Source organism: Mesorhizobium jarvisii (genome assembly GCF_003601985.1).
Classification (GTDB): Bacteria; Pseudomonadota; Alphaproteobacteria; order Rhizobiales; family Rhizobiaceae; genus Mesorhizobium; species Mesorhizobium jarvisii.
On record NZ_QZXA01000008.1, the window covers coordinates 225,855 to 247,521 of the forward strand.

The 21,667-nt window shown below is 63.0% G+C and carries 17 protein-coding genes and 1 pseudogene; 10 read left to right on the forward strand and 8 right to left on the reverse strand.

The window, feature by feature from the left end; genetic code table 11:
- The first annotated feature begins 12 nt into the window (after positions 1–12).
- The 4 genes from D3242_RS21515 (at position 13) to D3242_RS21530 (ending at position 5,197) form a co-directional block, all read left to right on the forward strand.
- Positions 13–213, forward strand: a complete 201-nt coding sequence (locus tag D3242_RS21515; RefSeq protein WP_064985310.1) for a hypothetical protein — start codon at positions 13–15, stop codon at positions 211–213.
- A gap of 155 nt (positions 214–368) precedes the next feature.
- Positions 369–1,244, forward strand: coding sequence for a glycosyltransferase family 2 protein (locus D3242_RS21520; RefSeq protein ID WP_032920834.1), 876 nt, complete (start codon positions 369–371; stop codon positions 1,242–1,244).
- Between the two features lie 22 nt (positions 1,245–1,266).
- Positions 1,267–2,547 carry a rhamnan synthesis F family protein gene (locus tag D3242_RS21525; RefSeq protein ID WP_167470447.1) on the forward strand — a complete coding sequence of 427 codons (1,281 nt, stop codon included), beginning with the start codon at positions 1,267–1,269 and terminating at the stop codon, positions 2,545–2,547.
- Positions 2,540–5,197 carry a glycoside hydrolase family 99-like domain-containing protein gene (locus D3242_RS21530; protein ID WP_147377472.1) on the forward strand — a complete coding sequence of 886 codons (2,658 nt, stop codon included), beginning with the start codon at positions 2,540–2,542 and terminating at the stop codon, positions 5,195–5,197. Before D3242_RS21525 ends, D3242_RS21530 begins: the two co-directional genes overlap by 8 nt.
- Before the next feature lie 11 nt (positions 5,198–5,208).
- Here D3242_RS21530 and D3242_RS21535 read toward each other — a convergent pair.
- A pseudogene (locus D3242_RS21535) lies at positions 5,209–5,502 on the reverse strand (helix-turn-helix domain-containing protein); the annotation flags it as partial.
- Between the two features lie 45 nt (positions 5,503–5,547).
- Entirely contained in the window at positions 5,548–6,051 is a 504-nt protein-coding gene (gene hpaR / locus D3242_RS21540) for a homoprotocatechuate degradation operon regulator HpaR (protein WP_010912713.1), read from the reverse strand.
- A gap of 248 nt (positions 6,052–6,299) precedes the next feature.
- On the opposite strand from hpaR, the gene D3242_RS21545 reads away from it, so the two are divergent.
- From D3242_RS21545 to D3242_RS21555, 3 genes are all read left to right on the forward strand, one after another.
- A complete protein-coding gene (locus D3242_RS21545) occupies positions 6,300–7,154 on the forward strand; it encodes a MetQ/NlpA family lipoprotein (RefSeq protein ID WP_064985314.1) in 855 nt (284 codons plus the stop codon).
- Between the two features lie 93 nt (positions 7,155–7,247).
- Positions 7,248–8,345, forward strand: a complete 1,098-nt coding sequence (locus D3242_RS21550) for a methionine ABC transporter ATP-binding protein (protein ID WP_064985315.1) — start codon at positions 7,248–7,250, stop codon at positions 8,343–8,345.
- Positions 8,326–8,982 (forward strand): methionine ABC transporter permease, encoded by a 657-nt coding sequence (locus tag D3242_RS21555; protein WP_064985425.1) that lies wholly within the window; start codon positions 8,326–8,328, stop codon positions 8,980–8,982. Before D3242_RS21550 ends, D3242_RS21555 begins: the two co-directional genes overlap by 20 nt.
- A 9-nt stretch (positions 8,983–8,991) precedes the next feature.
- On the opposite strand, the gene D3242_RS21560 is transcribed toward D3242_RS21555, so the two are convergent.
- The 6 genes from D3242_RS21560 to D3242_RS21585 all read right to left on the reverse strand — a co-directional run bounded on the left by D3242_RS21560 (position 8,992) and on the right by D3242_RS21585 (position 15,761).
- Entirely contained in the window at positions 8,992–9,567 is a 576-nt protein-coding gene (locus tag D3242_RS21560; protein WP_064985316.1) for a Fic/DOC family protein, read from the reverse strand.
- 3 nt (positions 9,568–9,570) lie between these two features.
- Positions 9,571–9,777 carry a hypothetical protein gene (locus tag D3242_RS21565; RefSeq protein ID WP_064985317.1) on the reverse strand — a complete coding sequence of 69 codons (207 nt, stop codon included), beginning with the start codon at positions 9,775–9,777 and terminating at the stop codon, positions 9,571–9,573.
- A 57-nt stretch (positions 9,778–9,834) separates the two neighbouring features.
- Complete coding sequence (locus D3242_RS21570; RefSeq protein WP_038651108.1) at positions 9,835–10,965, reverse strand: aminomethyl transferase family protein; 1,131 nt, start codon at positions 10,963–10,965, stop codon at positions 9,835–9,837.
- Between the two features lie 54 nt (positions 10,966–11,019).
- Positions 11,020–11,793, reverse strand: a complete 774-nt coding sequence (locus D3242_RS21575; protein WP_038651105.1) for an ABC transporter substrate-binding protein — start codon at positions 11,791–11,793, stop codon at positions 11,020–11,022.
- A 124-nt stretch (positions 11,794–11,917) separates the two neighbouring features.
- The gene (locus D3242_RS21580; RefSeq protein ID WP_064985426.1) at positions 11,918–13,660 is read right to left on the reverse strand and encodes a hydantoinase B/oxoprolinase family protein; all 1,743 of its coding nucleotides are present in this window, start codon (positions 13,658–13,660) and stop codon (positions 11,918–11,920) included.
- 16 nt (positions 13,661–13,676) lie between these two features.
- The gene (locus tag D3242_RS21585) at positions 13,677–15,761 is read right to left on the reverse strand and encodes a hydantoinase/oxoprolinase family protein (protein WP_064985318.1); all 2,085 of its coding nucleotides are present in this window, start codon (positions 15,759–15,761) and stop codon (positions 13,677–13,679) included.
- Positions 15,762–15,981: 220 nt separating this feature from the next.
- Here D3242_RS21585 and D3242_RS21590 point away from each other — a divergent pair, with 220 nt between their 5' ends.
- The 3 genes from D3242_RS21590 (at position 15,982) to D3242_RS21600 (ending at position 21,643) form a co-directional block, all read left to right on the forward strand.
- Complete coding sequence (locus D3242_RS21590; RefSeq protein WP_064985319.1) at positions 15,982–16,809, forward strand: ferredoxin--NADP reductase; 828 nt, start codon at positions 15,982–15,984, stop codon at positions 16,807–16,809.
- Positions 16,810–17,342: 533 nt separating this feature from the next.
- Entirely contained in the window at positions 17,343–18,485 is a 1,143-nt protein-coding gene (locus tag D3242_RS21595) for an efflux RND transporter periplasmic adaptor subunit (RefSeq protein ID WP_223217832.1), read from the forward strand.
- Positions 18,485–21,643 (forward strand): efflux RND transporter permease subunit, encoded by a 3,159-nt coding sequence (locus D3242_RS21600; RefSeq protein ID WP_019862388.1) that lies wholly within the window; start codon positions 18,485–18,487, stop codon positions 21,641–21,643. The genes D3242_RS21595 and D3242_RS21600 overlap by 1 nt, the downstream gene beginning before the upstream one ends.
- Positions 21,644–21,667: the final 24 nt, after the last annotated feature.

Sequence of the window (21,667 nt, forward strand, 5' to 3'; positions counted from 1 at the left end):
CGACTTCCTCCCATGATGAATCCGACCGTTCCCCCGGACGATCACCAGCAAGCGGTATTGAACATGAGCAAGATGGGGATGAACGGCAAGGGGCCGATGCGGATTTCTGGTTCGAAGCAGCCCTTCCTCGCCGGGAGTTTACCGCCGCGAGGGCAGCCAAGCCGATTGGCGATCACGCCAGCCGGAAACCTCGGAAGCAGCAAGACCATGTGAACCGTGACCGGCGGCTTGGCGAGACCGCGCGTCCATGCCCACGAACTTAGTCGGGAGTATTGACTCGACCGCCGGAGTCGCAACGCTTAGATTGCGTACGGATCACTAGCCTTTCCACGGGGGAAGCCAACTGAGGTATCAGGGTGGCTTTGGCAATGAACAGGTCGATAACTGCCATTACTGTGACGCACAACAGCGCGCATACCGTGCGGGGCGCGCTCGCTCGCCTGCCTCCAGGGGTGGAGATCGTATGCGTCGACAATGCAAGTACCGACGATCTTTCCACCGCTCTGTCCGGCCTTGCCGTTCATCGTATCGACAATCCTGTAAACCTCGGCTTCGGGCGCGCCTGCAACATCGGGGCGGCGGCGGCGACGGGGGAGTTTCTGCTGTTCGTCAACCCCGACGTGCGTCTTGGGACGGACGCCGTCGATGCGCTCATGCAGGCGGCTGAACGCTATCCAAATTGCGGCGTCTTCGTGCCGCGCACCAATACGGTGGATGGCCGGCTCTGGTTTCGCGAGGAGAGCGAGATCGATCGCCTTTCCGGCGTGTCGCTGCCCACACGCATCCGGCAGGTCTGGGGAGATTGTTGCGTCCGCTTCGTCAATGGCGGCGTGTTTATGATCAAACGAACGCTCTTCCTCGATACGGGCGGGTTTGACGAGGATATTTTCCTGTATTTCGAAGATGACGACCTTTCATATCGTCTGCTGCAGCGTGACGAACCCATGATCCTTGTCAGCGGCGCGCATGCTGTCCACGACATTGGCACGTCGGTTGCGCAATCAACCCGGTCGCGCATTTTCCGGTATCGCTCGAAGATGCGATCGGAGATCCACTTGCGCAAGAAATACGGCATCGCCTATAGCCCGTTTGTGGACATACTCCGTTACTCGACGAAAATTGGCTTCTATTGCCTGACGCTTAATCGAAACAGATTGATCAATTCCCTGGGCCGACTGATTGGCATATTCGACAGCATCCTTGACCGATCGCGCGCGAATCGGAACGGCGGCTATGTCGCCTGACGCTGCCGACACGAGGGTCACCTTGCCTGATGTCCTGTCCAGCGAGCCGCGAAAAAGCGACGCCGACCCAAGCAGTGCCGTGAGCGAAATCCACATCCACGCGCCAGGACGCTATATCGTCGAGTTTCGGCCGACAGAGAGGTGGATGCCGTTTCTCCGGCTCGATGTGCGCCGCCCCGGACATGCGGACAGAACCGTCTATGTGCCGGTCACCACGCGGACGTCCTATCTGCTCACAAGCAGCGAAGGCGGCCTGGTGCTGCAATTTGATAGAGGCGACGTCGTTGCGGCGCGTGTTAGGCCCTTAACCATCGGGGATATTGGCGCGCTGCTGCGTCGGCGCCGTCGCCACAAGCGATTTCAGCTGCCGCTTGGCGAAGGCCTGGTCTTGCAGCCTCTTTTCCACGTCTCGGGATCGCAAGGGCGTGAATTGGCCCGGGCGCTCGGCAGTCTTGCCGGTTGGGGCTTTGGCACTGCAAGCGACAATCTGCAGAAGACCCTGTCGCGGCACTTTGATGGTCCGCCAGCCGAGGCCCCCGAGCGCCGGCCCACCGTCGAGCCGAAGATTGCCGTAGCGCTTCACCTGCATTACCCCGATCTCTGGCCCGAGTTCGAGGCGTTGCTGGAAGCAACCGGTCGTCAATTCCAGCTCTTTCTCACGCTGACCCAGCCTGACGCGGCACTTGCGCAACGCGTTCAGGCAAGATTTCCGGGTGCCGAGATCACGGTCTACGAAAATCGTGGCCGCGACGTCGGCCCTTTCATCCAATTGCTTCGCGAAGGAAAGTTCGATCCCTTCGATCTTATCTGCAAGCTGCATGGCAAGAAGTCGGGGCAGAGCGGGCCGCGCATGGTTCTCGGCGAGATCTGGCGCCAGGTGAGCGCGTTCGACCTGATCGGATCCCGCGGCGTGGTCGACCGCATCATCGCTGAGTTCGAGCGTTCCCCCGAAACCCAGATGATTGGATCCAGACGCTTTCGGCTGCCCAATGAATGGAAGGGGGAAAAGGCTGCGTGGGGCGAGAACAGGGCGATGGCCCTCAATCTGCTGGAGGCAATGGGGATGCCCGGTTCTCGCCTCGATTTCTTTGCCGGGACGATGTTCTGGGTCCGCCGCGGCGCGCTGGAACCACTGCGACGGCTGGATCTGCCTTTGGCAGCCTTTCCCGAAGAGGCAGGCCAACAAGACGGCACATTGCAGCATGCCCTCGAGCGTGTTCTTGGAATGATCTGCACAAAGATCGGCGTTGCCTCGGATGGTGACATGACGACGGATTCCCGCGAGGCAGACCCGATTGGATAGATCCGAATTTTTGATCTTTGTAAGATCGCTCACCAGCAGAAGCCGATGGAAGAGATTTCGCCTGCGGCAACGAATTCGGGCCAGCGGCCTGTTCGATGTGTCGTGGTATATGGTTCAAAATCCGGATTTAGCCCGGAGCGGGAAAGATCCGATCCTGCATTACATCAGGTACGGTGCCGCGGAGTCCCGAAACCCGAGTCCGGACTTCGACAACGAATACTATCTGGCGAAAAATCCCGACGTGGCCGCCGCGTCGATGAATCCGTTGGATCACTACATTCGATTCGGCAAGAGCGAGGGGCGCAGCCCCCGACGTGCTCCGGGCACAAATGCCGGCGCCATCCAGAGACCCGACACCTACGGGCCGCGATCCAACGAGAGGCGACCCGCCGCATTAAGAGCGCGCCTCATTGCCTTCTACCTACCACAGTTTCATCCGATTCCTGAAAATGACGCCTTTTGGGGAAAGGGCTTCACGGAATGGACGAATGTGACACGCGCGACGCCGCAGTTCGACGATCATTATCAGCCCAGGCGGCCGGCGGACCTCGGCTTCTACGATCTGAGGGTGAAGGACATCCAGAAGGAACAGATCGAGATTGCCCTTCAGTACGGCGTCTCGGGGTTCTGCTTTCACTTCTACTGGTTCAACGGCAAGCGCGTCCTCGAGATGCCGATCACACAATTTGTCGAAAATGACGCGCACGAACTGGGCTTCTGCATCAATTGGGCAAATGAACCCTGGAGCCGCCGTTGGGATGGGCGCGAGCAGGAGGTGCTGATTGCGCAATCGCATTCACCCGAAGACGACCTGGCCTTCATCGAATATGTATCCCGCTATTTTCGCGACCGGCGATACATCCGCATCGGCGGCAAGCCACTCCTGATGATTTACCGGCCCGGATTGTTTCCGTCAGCCGCTGAAACAGCACAACGCTGGAGAGCCTATTGCCGGGAAGCCGGCATCGGCGAGATTTTTCTTGCCTATCCGCAGTCGTTCGACAAGGACGATCCCGCCAAATTCGGATTCGACGCCGCCGTCGAATTTCCACCGAATCTTGGGAAATTTCGCGAGATCAGCGACAGAATTCCAACGCTCAAGAGCGGCTTCAGGGGAAAGATCTTCGACTGGACGGAGCTCCTCAATCGCAGCCGCGCCTACCCACAGGTTCCCTACACGCTGTTTCGCGGACTTTGCCCTTCCTGGGACAACACCGCACGGAGAATGGAGGCAGCCCACATTCTGATGAACGCATCACCGTCGCGCTACGCAGAATGGCTCGCCAACGCGGTCGCCGATACGTGCGATCGTTTCGCCGATTTCGACAGCCGCCTGATCTTCGTCAATGCCTGGAACGAGTGGGCGGAGGGAGCCTATCTCGAGCCCGACGCCCGCTATGGATATGCCTATCTGCAAGAGACGCGGAACGTCCTGTCGGCTCCGTCAGCGGCCGGTAAATTCCCCGGGGATGCGTCCTGGCGCGTTTTGTTCGTTTCGCACGATGCGGCTCTCGGTGGGGCGCAGGCTTCGTTGATCGACATCGTCCAATGGCTGCAATCGCACACGGAGCTGGAGGTCAAGGTGCTGTGCCTGGCAGGCGGTGAACGGCTCGAACAGTTTCGACGCATCGTCGATACCGCCCTTCTGGACGATCTGGTTTCGCCGACCGAGACGACCGCCACGAAGCTGGCCCGCATCGCCGATTGGTACGGTGGCAGACCGGACCTGATCTATTGCAACAGCCTGGCCACCGGCCGTGTGCATGCGCTGCTTGGTGAACTGGACATTCCTATCCTGACGCATGCCAGGGAATTGGCAGCGAGCGTCGCCCGATACGCCAAGGACGATATGGAGGATGTCGTTTCCCACACGCGGAGATTCGTTGCGTGTTCGCCAAGCGTCCGGGACTACCTGGTGGCCGAGCACAAAGTCGAAACGAACGCCATCGACGTCATTCCAAGCGCGGTTCCGCAGCCCGGCGCCGATCCCGGTCAGACGGAAATCCAGCGTCTTGAACGTCGCCGGCTGGCCGGCTGGCCCGTGGACAAGACCATCGTCCTGGGATCCGGCCTCGCAATGCCATTCCGCAAGGGTGCCGACCTGTTTATCGAGGTGGCCCGAATTCTTCGGGCGCGGGGGATTGAGGACTATCATTTCTACTGGCTCGGCTCGTTTCCGGAGCGAGAACGGGATGAGGTTCTCGGCACCTGGTCGCAGCACCTCGACCGGATGCGGGCGGACGGGTTGGACGAAAAAGTTACATTTCTGGGCGATGTCGACGATGTGAGCGGCTATCTTCGGGCTGCCGATCTGTTTCTTCTGACATCCCGCGAAGAGCCGTTCGGCCGCGTCATGCTGGAGGCGGCATTCGCCGAGTTGCCGGTGATCTGCTTCGCAGGCAGCGGCGGGGCGCCGGATTTCGTCGAGGACGATGCCGGCATCATCGTCGAACGGGTCGATCCGGCCGCCATGGCCGATGCCACGCTGAAACTGATCCGGAACCAGCCGTTGCGGATGCAGCTCGGCAGGCAGGCGGGCGCCAAGGCGCGGCGGCATTTTTCCACCGACCAGGTCTTTCCGCGCCTGCTGTCGACCATGCGGAAGGTTGCAGGCCAGCGGCCCGCGGTCCCGATCATCGTGCCTAACTAAATTATGCCCGCCTATGTACGATCAGCGCCGTGCAACTGCTTCCGCCGCCAGGCGGCAGGCGCTTCGCCGACGCGTCCGCGGAAGAACCTTGAGAAATAGGCGGGGTCGTCGAAGCCGATCTCGTAGGCGATGTCTTCGACCGTGCGCACGGTGAACAGCAAGAGCCGCTTGGCTTCCAGCAACCGCCGCTCGCTGACGACGCGTTTGACGCCGCTGCCCAGCAACATCCGCGCGGCCTTGTCGAGAAGATGCGGCGTCGTGGCCAGCGTCTCGACGTAGCGGTCGACCGGCCAGTTGTCGCGGAAAATGCGCATGACCGTGGAAAGTTCTGCCGCGACGAACCGAACGCCTCAGCTCTCACCCTCGATCAGACCCTCCAGGAGATCGAGCAGCTGCTCCAGCTTCTCATGCCCAAGCCGCCGCTCGATGTCGTCGTAGATGACGCGGCGCTCGGGCGACAGGGCGTCGATCAGGGCGGAACCGGCCGGGGCGATGGTCAGCACGACGCGGCGGCCGTCGCCTTCCGCCTTGTTGCGGGTGATGAACCTTCGGCCCTCGAGCGCCTTGATGATGCGCGTCAGGCTGGGCGGCAGCACCGATGCACGATCGGCGAGCTCGGTCGCCTCGACCGGGCCGGCCTCACTCAGCACGCGCAGCACACGCCATTGCTGCTCGGTGACGTCATGCGCGGCGAGCATCGGGCGAAACCGCGCCATCACCACTTCGCGGGCATGAAGCAGCGCCATTGGTAAGGAGCGGCGGGTGTTCTCGGGCAGCAAGTGAAATTCTCTCCAGCGCAGGCTTGCAATCGGCAGGCTTTGCCGAGCGCTAGCCCTAAAGCCGGTCACCTTCATCCCGTATCGTCGCCTCAGGCCTGATGCAAGGCTTGACTTCCGATGTCCCCGGATCGCGGCGCGCTGGCGCCATGGTCGGTCCGGTGCCGTCTTGTGCTCCGGCCCTTCAAATTTTTGAGAGAATATTCCCGGCTTTGCCGAGAACGGCGAAACACGTTCTTTGATAAAATCGATAGAATTTCTGACGATGTGACCAAGCTTGGGCAATCCGCCTTGCTGTCATGACTTCACAACCGCAGAGATCAATCATGTCCGACGTCAACAACACTTTGCCCTCTTCCCTTTGGTCAACCCTCAACCGGCGCGGCGGCCTTGCTCTGCTGTTCGCATCGGCCGTCGCGGTCGGCAGCCTGATGGCGCCGCATGCGTCCTTCGCCGAGGACAAGAAGGCAATCAAGGTCGGCATCATCAGCGGCGAGGACGAGGATGTCTGGCGCGTCGTGGTCGCCCAGGCCGCCGAGAAGGGCCTGACCATCGAGACCGTGGTGTTCAACGATTACACGCAGCCCAACGAAGCGCTCGAGCGCGGCGAGATCGACGCCAACGCCTTCCAGCACCAGCCCTATCTCGACAACCAGATAAAGACTCAAGGCTATCACATCGTGCGCGTCGGCTATACCGGGGTCTGGCCGATCGGCCTTTACTCCAAGAAGTACAAGGCGGTCGCCGACCTGCCGGGAGGCGCTGTCATCGGCGTGCCGAACGACCCGTCCAATGAAGGCCGGGCGCTGCGCGTGCTGCAGAACGAGGGCGTGATCAAGCTGAAGGACGGTACCGGCATTCTGGCCACCACCGCCGACATTGCGGAGAACCCCAAGAAGGTCGAGATCAAGGAACTTGATGCCGGCATCGTCGGCCGCTCGGTCGAGGATCTCGACGCCGCCGTGGTCAACACCGACTGGGCGCTGAAGAGCGGCCTGACGCCGGAAAACCGCATCGCGCAGGAACCCATTGCCGACAATCCGTACCGCAACTTCATCGCGGTCAAGGTCGGCAATGAAAACGACGCCTGGGTGAAGACGCTGGTGGCCTCGTACCAGAACGACGCGGTCAAGGCCGAGTTCGACAAGGTCTACAAGGGCACCGGCCTCAGCGCCTATTGATCCGCGACCGGACGCCCGGTTCGAGAGCAAATGCGGTCCGCGCCTGAGCGCGGGCCGCACTTGCATTTTCGGATGGCGAGAGCAGGAACACGCATGAACCAGCATATCACGGCATCCCAGGCGATCGCCGATCCGAACCACGCGAGACCCGACGCGTCGCAAGACGTGGTGCGCCTTGTCGACCTGAAGCGCCACTTTGGCGCCACGCCGGCGATCGACGGCATCTCGCTGACGGTGCGCAAGGGCGAGATCCTTGGCATTATCGGCCGCAGCGGCGCCGGCAAATCGACGCTTATCCGCTGCCTGAACGGGCTGGAGCGGCCCGATTCCGGCGAGGTGTTCATCGAGGGTCGCGAGATCAGCCAGCTCGGCGAGCGTGACCTGCAGCCGCTGCGCCGACGCATCGGCATGATCTTCCAGCACTTCAACCTTTTGTCGGCCAAGACGGTCGAGGACAATGTGGCGCTGCCGCTGAAGATCGAGGGCCGTCCGAAGGCCGAGCGGCTGGCGCGGGCGGCGGAGCTGCTTGAACTTGTTGCCCTGTCGGAGAAAGCCCGGGCCTATCCGGCATCGCTGTCAGGCGGCCAGAAGCAGCGCGTCGGCATCGCCCGGGCGCTGGCCGCGCGCCCGGCGCTGCTGTTGTCGGACGAAGCAACTTCGGCGCTCGACCCGGAGACGACGCGCTCGATCCTGGCGCTGCTGAAAGACATCAACCGGCAGCTTGGCCTGACCATTCTGCTGATCACCCATGAGATGGAGGTGATCCGTTCGATCGCCGACCGCGTGGCGGTGATCGATGCCGGGCGCATCGTCGAGGAAGGGCCGGTCTGGTCGGTGTTCGCCGACCCGCAATCGGACATCACCAAAAGCCTGCTCGGCGGCATCCGGCCGCAACTGCCGGCCGAACTGGCGGCGCGGCTGCTGCCGGCTTCCGGCGCGGAGACGATCCTGCGTATCGATGTGGCTGGCGAGGTCGCGCGTGGACCATTGCTGTCCGACCTTGCCACTTCTGTTCCGGGCGCCTTCCGCCTCGTCCATGGCGGCATCGACCATATCCAGCAACAGCCGGTCGGCACGCTGTTTCTCTCCGTTCCCGGCGGCGATGCGAGCCATCTCGCCGAAATCATCACATTCCTGAAGGCCCGCCAGGCGCGGGTGGAGGTGCTTGGCCATGTCGCCAATCCTGTTTGAGCTTCTGCTGCGTTCGATCTGGGAGACGGTGCTGATGACGTCCGCCTCCGGCCTGATCTCGCTGGTCTTCGGCCTGCCGCTTGGGCTGGCCTTGATATCAACCGAACGCGGCGGCATCGCCGAAAACCTGTGGGTGAACCGCGTGCTCGGCGCAATCATCAATGGCTTCCGGTCGGTGCCGTTCATCATCCTTCTGGTGGCGCTGATCCCGCTGACGCGGCTGATCGTCGGCACCTCGATCGGCACCTGGGCGGCGATCGTGCCGCTGTCGATCGCCGCCACGCCCTATTACGCCCGCATCGCCGAAGTGTCGCTGCGCGAGGTCGATCACGGGCTGATCGAAGCGGCGCGGGCCATGGGCGGCAACCGCTGGACGATCATCGGCGAGGTGCTGGTGCCCGAGGCGCTGCCTGGCATCGTCGCCGGCTTCACGGTAACGCTGGTGACGCTGATCGGCGCCTCGGCCATGGCCGGCGCCATCGGCGCCGGCGGCCTCGGCGACCTCGCCATCCGCTATGGCTACCAGCGCTTCGAGACCTCGGTGATGGTGGCGGTGGTGATCGTGCTGATCATCCTGGTGTGTGGAATCCAGTGGGCGGGGGATCGATTGGTGGCGCGGCTGGATCGGCGGGGGTGAGCCGGCGAGCTACGCAATGATGTCTTCGATGAGAGCCTGTAGTGGTGCCTCGGACCCACTGAAACTGTCAATCATGGCCTGAATCACCCGGTCACGGTCGAGGATATCGGCGTTGAACGTGAAGCCTGCGTGCTCGGCGAGCATGGCAAGGAATGTAAGCTGGGTACGGCCATTGCCTTCACGAAATGGGTGAACGGCATTGATCTCCGCGATGATGTGCGCCAGATGCTTCGCAAAGCTGACTGTGTCAAGATCAGCCAGATGGTCGGGGTTGCCGAGTTCGCGGAACACCCGCGCCATCTCACTGGCTATGTGCTCAGGATAACAGAACCAGCTGCCGGCCTTGCCGATGCGGATCGTGCGCGCCTGGCCCGCCCAGCCATATACATCCTGGAACAAGTGCCGGTGCAGGCTGAGGTAGTGAACGTAGTCGAGTTCGCCTGCCGGAAGAGGCTCATCGGCGCGAGTCAGGAACAGGGCGAGTTCAACCTCATCGAGTTCGGCCTGATCGCGGACGTCCAGCAGATTGATGAGCACCGTCGTGCCGGGATAGCATAGCGGATCGAACTCGGCAGCGTAGGCCAATGTCTATTTCTTTTTGCGGATTTCTTCCTTGATGAGCGAGCGCCGCTCATCACCGGAGAGTCCGCGCCGCACGCCCTGGCTAAGTATTTCACCCATGCGAGGGGAGAGCTTCATGCCTTCCACGGCGCTGATTTTCTCGCCGCGCACGCTCGTCAAGACGAACTGGCCTGTCTTGGCCGAACGGATGATTCTTGAATTAAGTGATTTCATTGGAAGATCGTATCATAACCTCAAGGGCGAGACCAAAACGATTCCAGGCAAGCCGGGCTACCCCCTCAACCTCATACCCTCCGGATCGAAAAACGGCATCGGCGCCACGACCGCGCGGGTCGGCACGCCATTAATGTCGATGCTGAGTTCGGTACCGACCGCCGTGAACGGCAAGCGCAGATGCGCGGTGGCCAGCACCCTGCCGAGAGAGTAGCCGTGGTCGCTGTAGGTGACGATGCCGGCATCCTCGCCATCGGCCAGGATCCTGGCGTCCGTCGCCGCCGGTTTGTCGCCGTCGAGGATCAGTCCCGTCCAGCGCTCGTCGAGGCCCTTGTCGCGGATTTTGAGCAGCGCTTCGCGGCCGATGAAATCGCCCTTGTCGAACTTGATCCAGCGGTCGAGGCCGACATGGAACGGCGTGCGGCTCTCGTCCATGTCGATGCCATGCGCCGGATAGGCCTTTTCCAGGCCGAGCGTGAACATCGCCAGCACGCCATAGGGTTTCAGGCCGAAGTCCTTGCCGGCCCGCATCAACGTATCCCAGACGGAGGCCGCCTCGTCGGCCGGCACGAAGAGTTCGAAGCCGAGCTCGCCGGTGACGCCGGTGCGCGAGATCAGGACGCGAGTGCCATTGACATGGCCCGACGTGAACGCCCAGCGCTTGAGACCGTCCAGATCGGCATCCGAGATCATCGCCTTCAACAGTTCGCGCGAGCGCGGACCCTGGATGGTCGGGAAGGCGACGGCGGCGGTGATGTCGGTGACATAGGCCTTGCGGCCCTGGGCATGGTGCTGCAGCCAGGGCAGCATCTTCAGCCGGTTGACCGAGCCGGTGACGAGCATGAAATGCTCAGTCGCCAACCGGAACACGGTGAGGTCGTCCATGATGCCGCCATCCTCGCGGCAGACCGTGGAGTAGCGGACCTGGCCCGGCTTCATCGCCGCCGCGTCGTTGACGATGACATGGTTGACCAGCGCCTCGGCCTCCGGCCCCTTGATGTCCATCTTGCCCATGGTGCTGAGATCCTGCACGCCGACATTGGCGCGCGTGTTCAGGTGCTCGTCGGCGATGCCGGAATAATATTTGGCCGAGATGAAATCGCCGCCGACCCGACCCATGGTCGCGCCGAGCCCGACGATGCTGCTGTAGAAGGGGGAACGCCGCTCAGCCAAGAAGGTCTCCATCATTCATGAAAAGCAGCAGCGCCAAGCGGCGCTGCCGGAAGGCATTGGTTGCCGGTCTCAGTTGCCGTAGACGTCGAAGGCAAAATACTTGTCGTTGATTTCCTTGTATTTGCCGTTGGCGCGCAAGGCGTCGATCGCCGCATTGAACTTACCGGCAAGTTCCTTGTTGCCCTTCTGCAGGGCGATGCCGACGCCGGGTCCGTGAATGGCCGGATCGGCCGTCAGCGTGCCGAGCAGCTTGCAGCAGGCGCCATCGGGCTTCTTCAGCCATTCTGTCAGGATGATCGAGCCGTCCATCATGGCGTCGAGGCGGCCATTGGCCATGTCGGTGCGGGCATCGTCGCCGGTCGGGTAGGCCTTGACGGTCGAGCCCGCATATTTCTGCTCGGCGAATTTCTGGTGGATGGTGGCGGTCTGCACGCCGAGCGCCTTGCCCTTCAAATCGTCGGGTGAGGTGCCCGCGATGGTCGAATCCTTCGGCACGGCGATGGCCGGCGGCGTCTGGTAATATTTGTGGGTGAACTCGACCTTCTCGGCCCGCTCGGGCGTAATGGTGATGTTGATGATGGCATCGAACTTGCCGGCTTGCAGCGCCGGAATAGAGCCGTCGAAATCCTGAACGGTGAATTCGCATTCGGCCTTCATCTCAGCACACAACGCCTTGCCGAGATCGATGTCGAAGCCGCCCAGCGTGCCGTCGGCATTGGCATAGTTGAAGGGCGGATAGGCGCCCTCGGTGCCGATCCTGAGCTTGTCCTGGGCGCTGGCGGCACCGCTGGCAAGGGTAAGGGCGACGGAAGCGGCAAGCACGAAACGACCGAAAAGACGCATGTTCCAGATCTCCGTTGACTGGGGAAGTCTACGGGCTTTGGTGCTTTCGGCGGAGACGGAAGCGACATGTGCTGCGGCGATCACGGCGCCGTGAGCGATCCACGCCGTGGCGGATAGCAGTGCGTTAGCCGGCGCGCTGCCGGTCCGTCGCCTTGCGGTCAATTGTGAGACCGCCCGCCGACAGAACCACGCCGAACTTCTCGCTGGCTTCCTCTGAGGTGTAGTACCCCAGCGCTACGTCGCGAAGCACGAGATTGGCGTCACGCTCTAACGGATCGCCATAGCCGCCACCGCCTGGCGTGCCGACGCGCACGCGGTCGCCGGCCTTGAGCGGGATGTCCTGCTCCTTGGACAGATGCGGCGGCACATGTTCGACGCCGCCACGGAAGACGGTCACGCTGTTGGGTTCGCCATCCTTGCCGCCGAGCGCGCCTTGCGGGCCGAAACGGCCGTGATCCATGACGAAGGAGGCCCGCGCATCGCCGCGCAGGATCTCCACCTCATAGGCGAGGCCAAAACCGCCGCGATGCTTGCCGGCGCCGCCCGAGCCTTCGCGCAGGGCGTAGTGGCGGTAGAGCACCGGGAAGGCCTGCTCCATGATCTCGACCGGCGGCGATTTGGAAATGCCGATGGTCGAGCAGCCATTGGTCAGCCCGTCATGGCCCGAATTGCCGCCATAGCCGCCGCCGGAGATCTGGTACATGACGTAATCGCGGCCGCGCGCCGGGTCGTTGCCGCCCAGCGCGAAATTGCCGCTGGAGCCGGCGGGTGCGGCCGTCACCTTGTCCGGCAGAGCCTGCACCATGGCCGCGAACACCGCTTCGGCGATGCGCTGCGAGACTTCCGCCGCGCAGCCCGACACTGGACGCGGATATTTGGCATCGAGGAAGGTGCCTTCCGGCCGCTTGACGATCAACGGCTCGAAGGCGCCGGCGCTGATCGGCACGTCCGGGAAAATGTGGCGCATGGCGAGATAGACCGAGGACAGGGTCGTCGCCAGCACGCTGTTCATCGGCCCGGTGCAGGGCCTGGACGAGCCGGCGAAATCGAAGGTCAGCGTGTCGCCCTGTTTCTCCACCGCAAGCGCGATGGTCAGCGGCTCGTTGACCACGCCGTCGGAATCGACAAAGGCCTTCGAATGATAGGTGCCGTCGGGAATGGCCGCGATGTTGGCGCGCATCTGCTCGGCGGCGCGGCGGCGCAGTTCGGCGATCGCCTCGACAACAGTTTCGTCTCCGTAACGATCCAGGATTCCATTGAGCCGATCCTGACCAATCAGCAGCGCCGCTGCCTGCGCCCTGATGTCGCCGATGCGCTGGTCGGCGACGCGGATGTTGGAGCAGATGATGGCGTAGATTTCCGCGTCGAGCACGCCCTTCTTGAACAGTTTCACCGGCGGCAGCCGCAAGCCTTCCTGCTCGACCGCCGTCGCGGAAGCCGAGAAACCGCCCGGCACAGAGCCGCCAATGTCGGGCCAGTGGCCGGTGTTGGACAGCCAGCAGAAGATCTTGCCGTCGCGGTAGACCGGCATGGCAAAGCGCACATCCATCAGATGCGTGCCGCCGAGATAGGGGTCGTTGACGATGTAGATGTCGCCCGGCTCAGGGGCCAGGCAACGGCCGTCGGCGATCATCTCGATCACCGTTTTCGTCGAATATTGCATGACGCCGACGAACACCGGCAGGCCTTGCGATCCTTGCGCGATCAGCGAGCCGTCGACGGCCGAATAGATGCCGTCGGAGCGGTCGTTGGCTTCCGCAATGACCGGCGAGAAGGCAGCGCGGGAGAATGTCAGGTCCATCTCGTCGCAGACCTGCTGCAAGGCCGCCTGGAGGACCGAAAGCGTGATGGCGTCGAGCTTTGGCATATCAACGTCAGACATCTCAGGCCTCGCCAATGTCGATGATGATATTGCCGTCGGCGTCCGACCTTGCGCGGTCGCCGGGTTCGAGCACCGTGGTCGCATCCATCTGTTCGAGGATCGCCGGCCCTTCGATGACTGCATCGATCGGTAACTTTTCGCGTGCGTATACCGGCGTGTCGTGCCACTGGCCCGCATACCAGACCGGTCGGATCTCGCGCCGCGCCGCGTCCAGCGTCTCGGCGCGCCCGGCCGGGTCGATCAGGCGCGACAGGTCGATCGCCGGGCGCACGCCGGTAACCGAGGTGTTGAGGTTGACCAGGTTGGCGCGGATTTCCGGCAGCTCGACCTTGAAGCGGGCGAAATAGGCCTTTTCGAACAGGGCTTGCAGCTCCTGCCGGCTCACGGTCGAGGACGGCAGCGGCACGTTGATGATGTGGGTCTGGCCGACGAACTGCATGTCGGCGGAGTGGGTGACGCGGATCGTCTCCGGCTTCACCGCTTCCTTGCCGATCAGCTCCTCACCTTCGTTTCGGTGCCGTTCCAATAATTGGCGCATCTGGGTTTCGTCGAGCACGGCAACCGGCTGGTTGATGGTGTTGACGAAGTCATGGCGCAGGTCGGCGACGACGCAGCCGAGCGCATTGGTGATGCCGGGACGCGCCGGCACCAGCACCCGTGGCAGGCCGAGTTCGCGCGCCAGCGCGGTCGCATGCAGCGGCCCGGCGCCGCCGAAGGCAAACAGGGCGAAATCGCGCGGGTCATGGCCACGCGACACCGAGACCATGCGGATGGCGCCGGCCATCTTCATGTTGCCGAGCCGCAGCACAGCGCCCGCCGCCTCGACGCCCGACAGACCGGTTGCCCTGCCGATCTTCTCCTCGAAAATGCCGGTAACGCGCTCTGATGTGACCGGGTTTTCGACCGCCAGCAGCTTCTTCGGCGCCAGCCGGCCGAGCACCAGATTGGCGTCGGTGATGGTCGGCTCGAGACCGCCGCGGCCATAGCAAATCGGGCCGGGATTGGCGCCGGCGCTTTCGGGACCGATCTGGATCAGGCCGGCCGCGTCGACGCGGGCGATGGAACCGCCGCCGGCGCCGACCGTGTGCACCGCCACCATCGGCACATGGATGGGCATGGCATATTCGATCTCGATCTCGTTCGACACCGCCGGCTCGGCGTTGCGGATCAGCGCCACGTCGGTCGAGGTGCCGCCCATGTCGTAGGTGACGAGGTTTTCGAAGCCGGCGCGCTTGCCCGTATAGGCGGCGGCGATGACGCCCGAGGCCGGGCCGGACATGACCGTCTTGGCCGATTCACGTGTGACGAAGCGCGCCGAGATCATGCCGCCATTGCCGTTCATGATCAGGAAGTCGCGGGCATAGCCTTTTGCCGCCAATTCCTTGCGCAGCCGCTCGACATAGCGCTCAAGGATCGGCTGCACCGAGGCGTTGACGGAAGCCGTGACTCCGCGCTCGAATTCGCGCGCTTCCGACAGCAGCGCATGGCCCGTGGTGATGTAGCCGTTCGGCCAGAGCTCCGCGGCGATCTCGGCGGCGCGCCGCTCATGCGACGGGTTGGCGTAGGAATGCAGGAAGTGGATGACGAGGGATTCGCAGCCGGCCCCGATCAGCGCCTTCACCGCCTCGCGCATCCCGGCCTCGTCGAGCGGCGTGCGCACCGCGCCGGAAGCCTCGACGCGCTCCGACACTTCGAGCCTCAGGTTGCGCGGAATGACGGGGACGAAAGTGCCGGTCATGCCATAGGGTTGCGGCCGCGTGCGCCGGCCAAGCTCGATCACGTCGCGAAAGCCGCGCGTGGTGATCATGCCGGTCTTGGCCAGCCGGCGCTCCAGCACGGCATTGGTGGTGGTGGTCGTGCCGTGCACGATGAGGTCGATGCCGTCGATCGCAAATCCGGTGGCGCCAAGTGCCGAAACCACGCCGAAGGCCTGGTTGTCGACCGTCGTCGGGGTCTTGGCGATATGCACCTTGGCGCCGTGCTTGCCGTCGATCAGAAGCAGGTCGGTGAAGGTCCCGCCGACATCGATGCCGGCCACGACGCTGCCCAGGGAATCCGGCGGCTGCACCGAAAAATTCTCTTTCATTGTCGAAACCCGAAATGCTGGGACTACGGATATGGCACAGTTTGGAAAGGTGTTTCGCGGCGGTATCTTGACGCAAATATCGTTTGTATACTAATAAATTCCGGACACAAGAGCTTACCGCTTTGGAGTGTGCGAGCAGCACGCCGGGACCTGAACGGTCCGGGCGCGCAGGTAAAAGTTTGGCGCCCGCGTCCCCGGTTGGGCCAGAAAGTTGGATTTGATGAACACCACATCCGCCTTCAACACCGCCGGCGCCCGCCTGCTGCAGTTTCCTATACCGGCCAATGTCTATGCCGAAACCGTCGTCTCGGTGAAGCACTACACCGACCGGTTGTTCTCGTTCCGCATCACCCGTCCGCAGTCGCTGCGCTTCCGCTCCGGCGAGTTCGTCATGATCGGCCTGCCCAATGCCGAGAAGCCGGTGTTCCGCGCCTATTCGGTGGCAAGCCCGGCTTGGGACGAAGAGCTGGAATTCTTCTCGATCAAGGTGCCGGACGGCCCGCTGACCTCGGAACTGCAGAAGATCCAGGTCGGCGACACCGTCATCATGCGCCAGAAGTCGACCGGCACGCTGGTGGTCGACGCGCTGACCCCGGCCAAGCGGCTGTTCATGATTTCGACCGGCACCGGCATCGCGCCGTTCGCCAGCCTGCTGCGCGACCCCGACACCTATGAGAAATTCGACCAGCTGATCCTGACCCATACCTGCCGCGACAATGCCGAGCTGACCTACGGCCAGGAATTGGTGGCGGCGCTGGAAAGCGACCCGCTGATCGGCGAACTGACCACCGGGCGCGTCACGCTCTACAATTCGACGACCCGCGAAGAATCAGCTCGCATGGGCCGCATCACCGCGTTGATCGGCTCTGGCAAATTCTACGCCGATCTCGGCATCGAGAAGCTCAATCCGGAAACGGACCGCATCATGATCTGCGGCTCGATGCATATGCTGAAGGACGTCAAGGAACTCGCCGAAAGCCTCGGCTTCCAGGAAGGCTCGCTCAGCCATCCCGCGACTTTCGTCGTCGAGCGCGCTTTCGTCGGCTGAGGGCCTCTGCCCAACCTGAGGACAGGCTGCCTTTCCAGGCGAATACCGAAGCCCGGATAGACTGCCGCAACAGCTCCGGCCACTCCTTCCCAATAGCGAATACGGCAAGCGCGCGCCTGTCGCGTCGTCCCAGCCATATCTGATTTCAGGCCAGGCGAAGTGCCCCGCAATGGCAATGGCGACGTCTCCTGCGTCGACCGGACCGATGTATCCGTGGGCGGTTAACAAGCGCCTCGCATCCCCCCGGTCGATCGAGGCTCAGCCCTGACCCCGGGAGTAACTTTATCGCGATGGTGCATTCAGCGCGGCCTCACGCATCCTTGAATGCTGCGGCGCAACATGACCGACTTGTAACCTGACAGGGCTGGGTCGTCAGGACTACTGTCCCGGTGATCGACGCGGTCGGTCCTAACCCCCAACCATCCCGAAAAAGGCTTGATATCCTTGCCAGCCAGGTGGACGGCACCATGACTAATTCCACGACACAGCAAGCCAGGCGAAAACGACCCATGCGCTCCCGGGGCATCGTCCTGTTGACCACACTCCTCCTGCTCGGCGGCGGTTACGGCATATGGCGCAACCACGCCGAGGCAAGGGCAGCCACTCAATCGACGCCGCCCGCACCCAAGGTGCCGGTTACCGTGGCAACCGTGCAAAAGACCGATTTCCCGCTTTACCTCTATGGACTCGGCACGGTTACGCCGCTGAACAGCGTCAGCATCTCGAGCCGGGTCGCCGGTGTCGTCAACCAGGTTCCGGTCGATCAGGGACAGATGGTCAAGCAGGGCGATCTGCTCGCCGAGATCGACCCTCGCCCGTATCAGGCGGCGCTCGACCAGGCGAAGGCCAAGGAGGCGCAGGACGAAGCGACGCTCAAGAACGCGCAGGTCGTTCTCAATCGCCTTTCCACGCTCCTGAAAAAGACGTTCGAAACGCAGCAGGATGTCGATAACCAGCAAGCAGTGGTCACGACGGCAGCCGCCACGATCGAGGGTGACAAGGCCGCGGTCGAGGCGGCGCAACTCAACCTCGATTTCACCAAGATCACGGCGCCGCTGACCGGCAAGACGAGCTTCCGCACCATCGATCCGGGCAACATCGTGCAGGCCGGCCAGAGCCCCGGGCTTTTCACGGTCGTGCAGCTTCAGCCGATCTATGTGTCATTCACGCAACCGCAGGACGAGGTTTCGACCATCAACAAGGTTTTCGCGGCCGGTCCGGTTGCGATCGATACACTTGGCGCGGATATGAAGACCGTGCTGGCGAGCGGCAGGCTGGAAGCGATCCAGAACGCGGTCGACCAGGCTTCCGGCACGATTTCGCTCAAGGCAACGTTTACGAACCAGGACAATGCGCTATGGCCGGGCCTGTCCGTCAACACACGCATACGCATCGGCACGATGGCAGGCGCGATCGTGGTGCCCGACGAAGCTGTCCAGCATGGCCCTGACGGGCTCTTCGCCTATGTCGTCGGCGACGACGCCAAGGTCCGTCGCCAGACCGTCAAGACAGGCCCTTCCGACGGCGGCGAGACGGTCGTCACCGACGGTCTCGCCGCGGGGCAACGTGTCGTGGTTGCCGGCCAATACCGGGTGGTTGACGGCGCAAGCGTCGACGCATCCACGGCTCCCGGCGCCGGACAGGCGCAGAGCGGCGCTGCCGGAGGTGCAAGCTGATGGCACAGATCGGTGTTTCCACGCCTTTCATCCGCTATCCCGTCGCCACGTCGCTTCTGATGATCGGCGTGCTGTTCGTCGGCGTGGTCGCCTATCTCAACCTGCCGGTCGCGGCGATGCCGAACGTCGACTTTCCGACGATCCAGGTGTCCACCAGCCTGCCGGGCGCCGATCCGATCACCATCGCGTCGTCGGTGACCCAGCCACTCGAGACGCAGTTCGCGCAGATACCGGGCATTGCCGAAATGACATCGAGCAGCCTGTCCGGTTCCAGCCAGGTCACCTTGCAATTCGCGCTCGACGTCGACATCGCATCGGCGGCCGGGCTGGTGCAATCGGCCATCAATGCCGCCGGCGGACAGCTGCCGAAGAACCTTCCCAATCCGCCCACCTACCGGGAGGTCAACCCGACGGATTCGCCGATCATGCTGATCGGGGCCAGTTCGACCGACTTGCCGCTGACAACGTTGAGCGACGACGTCTACACCAAGCTCGCGCAGGTGATCAGCCATGTCGACGGCGTCGGCCAGGTGCTGGTCGGCGGCCAGCAGACACCGTCGATCCGCGTCCAGCTCGATCCGGCCAAGCTCGCGGCAAGGGGCCTGTCACTGGAAGCGGTGCGTCCCCCGCTGTCGATCGGCACGGTGGACCTGCCCAAGGGCAACATCCAGGGCGAAGTACGCTCCTTCACCATCTTCTCAAACGACCAGATGACGGCGGCCGATGACTGGAACAACGCCATCATCGCCTATCGCGACGGCGCGCCGGTGCGGGTCAAGGATGTCGGCCGGGCCGTGCTCGACGCGCAGGACTACACCCAGGCCGGTTGGACCGACACGACACGCGGCGTCGTGCTCGTCATATTCAAGGAGCCCGGCGCCAACATCATCGACACGGTCGACAGGATCAAGGCGGAGCTGCCGATGCTGACCGCCTCGATGCCGGCTTCACTGAAGCTCCAGGTGCTTTCCGACCGCACCCAGACCATCCGCGCCTCGGTGGCGGACGTGCAGTTCACGCTGATGCTCACCATCGGGATGGTGGTGATGGTGATCTTCCTGTTCCTGCGAAATGTCTGGGCAACCGCCATCCCGGCTTTCACCGTGCCGCTGGCGCTGCTTGGCGCATGCGCCTTGATGTGGTCCGCCGGCTACAGCATCGACAATCTGTCGCTGATGGCGTTGACGATCTCGATCGGCTTTGTCGTCGACGACGCCATCGTCATGCTGGAGAACATCGTCCGCTACATCGAGCATGGCGAAAAACCGATGGATGCCGCGATCCGCGGGGCCAGCGAGATCGGCTTCACCATCATGTCGATCTCGATTTCGCTGGTGGCCGTGCTGATCCCGCTGCTCCTGATGAGCGGCATTATCGGCCGCCTGTTCAAGGAGTTCGCGGTGACGCTGGCGATGACCATCCTGGTTTCGGCCTGCGTTTCGCTGACGCTGACGCCGATGCTGGCCTCGCGTTTCATCAAGCCGGCGAACGAGGAGCATCACGGCAGGCTCTACCGGTGGAGCGAAAGCGTTTTCGACGGGATGCTGCGCGCCTATGAGCGCGGCCTCGACCATGCGCTCGGGCATCGTTTCATCACGCTGCTGGTGTTCCTGACCTGTGTGGGATTTACCGGCTATTTCTTCACGCTTGTGCCGAGCGGCTTCTTCCCACAGCAGGATACCGGCCTGATCTTCGGCCAGGTGATCGCCGGGCAGGATGTCTCCACCGGCCAGATGCAGTCCTACATGGCGCGATTTGCCGGGATCGTCTCCAAGGATCCGGCGGTGGCGCATTTTGCGGCATCGACGGGCGGCAATGGCAACACGCAGAACACCGGCCGCATGTTCATCCAGCTGAAGCCACGCGACGAGCGGGACGTTTCCGCCGACCAGATCATCCGGCGGCTGCAGCCGAAGCTTTCGGCCGTCCAAGGCGCGCGCTTGTTCATGCAGGCCTCTCAGGACGTGCGCGTCGGCGGCAAACTATCCGCGTCGCAATATCAATATGTGCTGGAAAGCAGCGACCTCGACACGCTGGATAGCTGGGCGCCCAAGCTGTTGACGGCCCTACAGCGCCTGCCCGAATTGCGGGACGTCTCGACCGACCAGATGAGTTCCGGCACGACGCTGACGCTGCAGGTCGATCGCGATCAGGCTGCCCGCTATGGGCTAACGGCGAACGATGTCGACAACACGCTCAACGATGCCTTCGGGCAACGCCAGATCGCCCAGTATTTCACTCAGCTTTCGACCTATGACGTGATCCTGGAGGTGCTGCCGTCGCTGCGCGGCGACATCAAGGCGCTCAACCAGATCTATCTGACGACGCCGAGCGGTTCGCAGGTGCCGCTCTCGGCGATTGCCAGATGGACCACGAAGCCCGTACAGCCGCTGGTGATCAACCATGAAGGCCAGTTCCCGTCGGTGACGATCAGCTTCAACCTGGCGCCCAATGTCGCGCTCGGCCAGGCCACCGCCGCGATCGACAGAACCGCCGCCGAGATGCGGCTGCCGGCGACCATCCAGACCAATTACACGGGGACGGCGCAGGCCTTCCAGCAGTCGCTGTCTTCGGTGCCAGTGCTTATCCTCGGCGCCCTGGTCGTGGTCTACCTGATCCTCGGCATCCTCTACGAAAGCTACATCCACCCGCTGACCATTCTCTCCACGCTGCCCTCCGCCGGGCTTGGCGCGCTGGGTACGCTGCTCGTCTTCCATATGGAGTTCAACCTGATCGGCCTGATCGGCGTCATCCTGCTCATCGGCATCGTCAAGAAGAACGGCATCATGATGGTCGACTTTGCCATCGCGGCCGAGAGGGACCAGAACCTCAGCTCGCTGGAATCGATCCGCCAGGCCTGCCTGCTGCGCTTCCGACCGATCATGATGACCACCATGGTCTCCATGCTGGGCGCGCTGCCGCTGATGCTGGAGAACGGTACGGGGGCGGAAATCCGCCAGCCGCTCGGCTACACGATGTTCGGCGGGCTGCTTGTCAGCCAGGCGCTGACGCTCTTCACCACGCCGGTGATCTATCTCTACCTCGACGACCTTTCCCATTGGCTCACCTCATTGCGCAGGCATGAGCAGGATGACGGCGAACCCGAAGGCGTGGAGGCTGAAATCGGCCCGGCTCGGCGCAAGCTGGCGGCCGAGTAGGCCTTACGTCAACGCCTAAGGTCG